Source organism: Longimicrobium sp. (assembly GCF_036399255.1).
Taxonomy (GTDB): domain Bacteria; phylum Gemmatimonadota; class Gemmatimonadetes; order Longimicrobiales; family Longimicrobiaceae; genus Longimicrobium.
This window is the reverse complement of record NZ_DASWNM010000063.1, coordinates 1-5089: the sequence shown is the minus strand read 5'-3', so window position 1 is coordinate 5089 and position 5089 is coordinate 1. Positions and strand designations below refer to the sequence as shown.

The following is a 5089-nucleotide window of genomic DNA, read 5'->3' as shown; positions in this document are numbered from 1 at the left end:
GCCGCTTGATCCACACAGGTGTGGAGAAGTCGACTTCGGAGGATGCGCTCAGACGCACGATCTCGACGTGGGGATACTGCGGAGGACCCCCAAATCCGCGGCATCCGCCGCCGCTCCGGACTTTTTAGACCGGACTCAGCGCTGGTAGATCTGCTTGGATGCGCGGCGTCGGATTCTTGAACACGCTCTCAGAAAGTCAATTCCGCACAGGGCGAAGCGAACCGCCGGACGCGCGGTGGTACGCTCCCTGCCCCGTCCCTCGGCACACGCCAGGGGAAAGGGACGGGATGACGACGCGCAGGTGGCCGGAGGTGCTGTGGATCGTGCGGCATGGGCAGAGCGCGGGGAACGTGGCGTCCGACGCCGCGCACCTCGCGGGGCTGCCCATGATCGACATCGCGTTGCGCGACGTGGACGTGCCGCTGAGCCCGCTGGGCGAGCAGCAGGCCGCCGCGCTGGGCCGCTGGTTCGCCGCCATGCCGGAGCACGAGCGGCCCACCGCCGTGCTCTCGTCCCCCTACCTGCGCGCCATGCGCACCGCGGAGCACATCCGTGACGCGGGCGGCTTCGCCGGGCCGGGGATCGACATCGAGGCGGACGAGCGGCTGCGCGAAAAGGAGTTCGGCATCCTGGACCGCCTTACGCGGCACGGCGTGGCCGAGCGCTTTCCCGAGCAGGCGGAGTTCCGCCGCCTGCTGGGCAAGTTCTACCACCGCCCGCCCGGCGGCGAAAGCTGGTGCGACGTCATCCTGCGGCTGCGCAGCGCGCTGGACACGCTTTCGCTGCACTACCGCGACGACCGCGTCCTCATCGTCTGCCACCAGGTGGTGGTGCTGTGCCTGCGCTACCTGCTGGAGTGCATGGACGAGGCGCAGATCCTGGCCGTCGACGCGGCCGAAGAGGTGGCGAACTGCTCCGTCACCTCCTTCGTCTTCAATCCGCGGCTGGGGCACAAGGGGAAGATGGAGCTGGACCGGTTCAATTTCGTCGCCCCGCTGGAGGATGCCGGCGCGCCCGTGACGGCCAAACCCGACGCGCCGGTGGCGGTCAAGTGAAGCGCCCCGTCAACCTGACCCCCGCCCAGCTGCGCCGGCTTCCGCTCCCCGCGCTGGACGACTCCGGCGACAAGGAGACGCGCGGCCGCGTGCTGGTGGCCGGCGGCTCCACGGAGAACCCGGGCGGCCTGCTGCTCGCGGCGGAGGCGGCGATTCGCGCGGGCGCCGGCAAGCTGCAGCTGGCCACGGCGGATTCCGTCGCCGCCGCGGTGGCCATCGCCGTGCCCGAGGCGCGCGTCTTTGCCTTCCCCGCCGCCGGCTCCGAGGGGGTGGATCCCGGCGCGGCGAAAAAGCTGGCGGAGCGCGCGGACCGGGTGGACGCGCTCCTCATCGGCCCGGGGCTGGTGGACGAGGACGCGGCGGGCCGGCTCGCCCAGGGCGTGCTGAAGCGCATCGAGAAGCCCGCGGTGGTGCTGGACGCCGGCGGGCTGGCCGCGCTGCGCCGGGACCCGCGCGCGCTGGCGCACCTGGAGGGGCGCGCCGTGCTCACGCCGCACGCGGGAGAGATGGCGCAGCTGCTGGGGATGGAGCGCGACGAGGTGGAGGCCGATCCCGAGGCGGCGGCGAGGCGCGCGGCGGAGGCGTTCGGTGCGGTGGTGGCGCTCAAGGGGTCGGAGACGATCATCGTGGCGCCGGACGGACGGGCCTGCCGCTACACGCGCGGCGGTGTGGGGCTGGGAACCTCCGGCTCGGGCGACGTGCTGGCCGGCCTCGTCGTGGGGCTGCTGGCGCGCGGCGCGGACCCGCTGCGCGCGGCGGCGTGGGGCGTGTTCCTGCACGGCGAGGCCGGCAACGCGCTCGCCCGCCGCCACGGCGCCGTCGGCTTCCTCGCCCGCGAGATCCCGGGGGAGGTGCCGCGCATCCTGCACCGCGCGTCATCGCCGTAGTCCTCGTCTCCCGCCGGGCGGACGGGGCCGCGGCACACGGCTTGAGTACGCCGGGGGGAGGATCGAAATCCACAATCACAACCGGAAGAGCACCGATGGAGCCGCAGGACAACAAGCAGCTCGCCCTGCGCAAGGCGATCGCCGCGCACGAGCAGGCCGAGGCCGCCATGGCCGACCTGATGAAGGACGGGGCGAACTCGCCTTACCAGGAGATCCTGGAGAGCCTGCAGCGGAGCATCGCCACGCTGCGCCAGCAGGCCGAGACCAGCAGCCCGGCCGAGCGCGTCTGAACGCGGCCGGCGCGATCCACGCCCAGCATCCCGTCCATGGAGATCACCCGCACGCTCTACGCGGCGGACCGGCAGGCCTGGCGCGCGTGGCTGGCCGGGCACTACGCCACGGAAAAGGAGATCTGGCTGGTCTACCCGCGCAAGCACACGGGCCGCCCGCGCATCCCGTACAACGACGCGGTGGAGGAGGCGCTCTGCTTCGGGTGGATCGACAGCACGCAGAAAAAGCTGGACGACGACCACACGGCGCAGCGCTACTCGCCGCGCCGGCCGGGGGTGGCCTACAGCCAGCCCAACAAGGAGCGCCTGCACCGGATGCTGGCGCAGGGCAAGGTGATCGACGAAGTGCGCGCCAAGCTGCCCGACGTTTCGGTGGACGGGTTCCGCATTCCGCCGGACATCGAGCAGGCGCTGCGCGAGAACCCGGTAGTGTGGGAAAACTTCCAGCGCTATTCGCCGTCGTATCAGCGCATCCGTGTCGCGTTCGTGGAAGATGCCCGCAAGGACCGGCCGGACGACTTCAAGACGCGGCTGCGGAACTTGGTCGACAAGACGGCCAGGAACAAGCAGTTCGGCTTCGGCATCGAATCGTACTACTGATCCGGGCGGGCAACGGACGATTCTCACGCACAGGGCGCGGAGCCGGTTCTTTTCTCTGCTTCCTCTGCTTCCTCTGTGTGAGACATGTCTTTTCGCGGATCGGCATGAACCTCCCCGACCGCGGCGCTGGACCCGGCGGCGGGGCCGGCGGGTAGCAACAGGCGATCGCACGGCCGTCCGGAGCCCGTCGGAACGAGGGCGCCCGGGCGGCTTTCCGCGAAATGGATCAGGAAGCAAGGAGCAGGGATGCGCTGGATGTTGATGGGCACGGCGGGCGTGGCGCTGGCGGCGTCGGCGGCGCTGGCCGGGTCCGCGGCGACGCGACGGGAGCCCGAGGCCGCGCCCGCGCCCGCCGTGCGGCCGGCGGAGCCGCCGGTGCAGCAGCTGGGGCCGTACCACACCTACTGGCGCGACGACCGCACGCTGTGGGTGTACAGCGCGCTGCCGGAGCTGGGGATGAACACCTTTCTGGGCGACGCGGACAAGTTCCAGAAGATGCGCGCGGCCGGCGTCCGCATTGCCCGCATGGACCTGCCGTGGGACGCCACCATGGAGGACCGGCCCTTCCACTACACCGAAAAGTTCTACGGCTTTCGCTGGGCCGTGCAGAACGCCGTGCGCCAGGGCGTGACGCCGCTGGTGCTGGTGCACTGGAATCACGGCAGCCCCCGGGCGCCGGGGCTGCAGGAGGGGACGGACTTTCACGCGCGGTTCAACCGGCGGCTGGCCGCGTACATGGCCGAGGCGGCACGCGCCTTTCCCGAAGTGCTGTTCTGGCAGGTGTGGAACGAGCCGGACGGCGGGTACTGGGGCCAGATGTGGGGGGGCTGGGACAACTCCGTCCAGCAGTTTCCCCGGCGCGAGCAGGGGCGGCGCTACGCGGCCACGCTGCGGGCGGTGTACCCGGCCATCAAGGAGGCCAACCCCCGCGCGTGGGTGCTGACGGCCGGCCTTACGGGAACGGAGCGGATGGTGCCCAACCGCCGCGGCGGCCACGACGTTGCGCCGGCCGTGAGCTGGGAGTTCCTGCGGGGGATGTACGAGGCCGGCGCGGCGCCGTACTTCGACTTCATGGCCGTGCACTCGTACCGCGACGTCGCCGCCATCGGCACCTCGATTCGCCGGCAGGTCGAGGCGCACGAGGGCCGGCCGGGGCGCCCGCTGTGGCTTACCGAGTTCGGCGCCGAGGGGAGCGACGCCGCGCAGCAGGCGTGGTGGCGCGACGCGCTGGACGACATCGAGGCGCCCGGCACCCCGTTCACCAAGGCGATGGGCTTTACGCTGTGGCTGGGCGAGCGCAACTCGCTGGGCATCTTCAACCCCGACTGGACGCCGCGCTCCACCTACACGCACCTGCAGCGGCGCGACTTCAACCAGCGCATCCGCACCCAGGGCTCGGGCCGCGGCACCGTGCGGGTGCGCGCCCCGGACCGCGACCCCGTGGTCGCCTTTCGCCGCGACGGCGAGTGGGTAGAGATCCCCAACGTGCAGATCGACGGCCGCTTTCCCACCGCCATCCGCTTTCGCCCGCGGGGCTGATCCAGCAAAGCGTCACGCAGGGAAGCAGAGAAGCAGAGGAAGCCATCATTCCGCTCCTCTGCTTCTCTGCTGCACTGCGTTCCAGCGACTCGGAACTCGCGGGACCGGGGAACTGTGCGCAACCCGCGGGACATTAAACACTTTCCCCGGATAAGGGACAGTATTATACTCTCCGGTGCCCCCGGTCTCCCTTCACGGGGGACCGGCGGAGCATCCCGCCCCGCTTTCACCCGCCTCAGAGTCCCCCATGTACGGCAATCGCATCGTCCTGCTGCTGTCGGCCGCGGTGCTCGCCGCCTGTGGCGACAACCCCGCCACCTGCGACACCCCCGGCGGCTGCGGCGCCGCGCGGGACAACGTGGTGCCGGTCGCGCAGATCGCCTCGCCGCGGGATTCCGCTTTCGTGCGGGAGGAGCGCGCGACGCTGACGGGAACGCTGACGGACGACGTGGGCGTGGCGCGGGCCACCTACACAGTGGACGGGGGCGCGGAGCAGGCGCTGGCCATCACGCCGGGCGCCACCGCCGCCTTCTCGCTGGAGGTGCCGGTGGTCGACACGGCCTGGACGAGCGTGGCGGTGCACGCGTACGACGCGGCCGGCAACCGGGGGAGCACGGCGCCGCTGCGCGTGGCCCGCGACACCACCCCGCCCACCCTCACCGTCAACAGCCCGGAGCCGGGAAGGGCGTATGGCTACGTTCCGGGGGTGAGCGCGCCG

Annotated in this window: 6 protein-coding genes; all 6 read left to right on the top strand. The window is 71.6% G+C overall.

Features of this window, described 5'->3' with window-relative positions; translation table 11 throughout:
* Nucleotides 1-287: 287 nt before the first annotated feature.
* A complete protein-coding gene (locus tag VGC13_RS09740; protein ID WP_331125052.1) occupies nt 288-1055 on the top strand; it encodes a histidine phosphatase family protein in 768 nt (255 codons plus the stop codon).
* Nucleotides 1052-1942 carry an NAD(P)H-hydrate dehydratase gene (locus VGC13_RS09735; RefSeq protein WP_331125051.1) on the top strand — a complete coding sequence of 297 codons (891 nt, stop codon included), beginning with the start codon at nt 1052-1054 and terminating at the stop codon, nt 1940-1942. Before VGC13_RS09740 ends, VGC13_RS09735 begins: the two co-directional genes overlap by 4 nt.
* A gap of 95 nt (nt 1943-2037) precedes the next feature.
* The gene (locus tag VGC13_RS09730) at nt 2038-2232 is read left to right on the top strand and encodes a hypothetical protein (RefSeq protein ID WP_331125050.1); all 195 of its coding nucleotides are present in this window, start codon (nt 2038-2040) and stop codon (nt 2230-2232) included.
* Nucleotides 2233-2268: 36 nt separating this feature from the next.
* The gene (locus VGC13_RS09725; RefSeq protein WP_331125049.1) at nt 2269-2832 is read left to right on the top strand and encodes a YdeI/OmpD-associated family protein; all 564 of its coding nucleotides are present in this window, start codon (nt 2269-2271) and stop codon (nt 2830-2832) included.
* 246 nt (nt 2833-3078) lie between these two features.
* Nucleotides 3079-4371 carry a glycosyl hydrolase gene (locus tag VGC13_RS09720; protein ID WP_331125048.1) on the top strand — a complete coding sequence of 431 codons (1293 nt, stop codon included), beginning with the start codon at nt 3079-3081 and terminating at the stop codon, nt 4369-4371.
* 247 nt (nt 4372-4618) lie between these two features.
* Nucleotides 4619-5089 (top strand): Ig-like domain-containing protein (locus VGC13_RS09715; protein ID WP_331125047.1); only part of this gene is annotated, 471 nt, incomplete at its 3' end.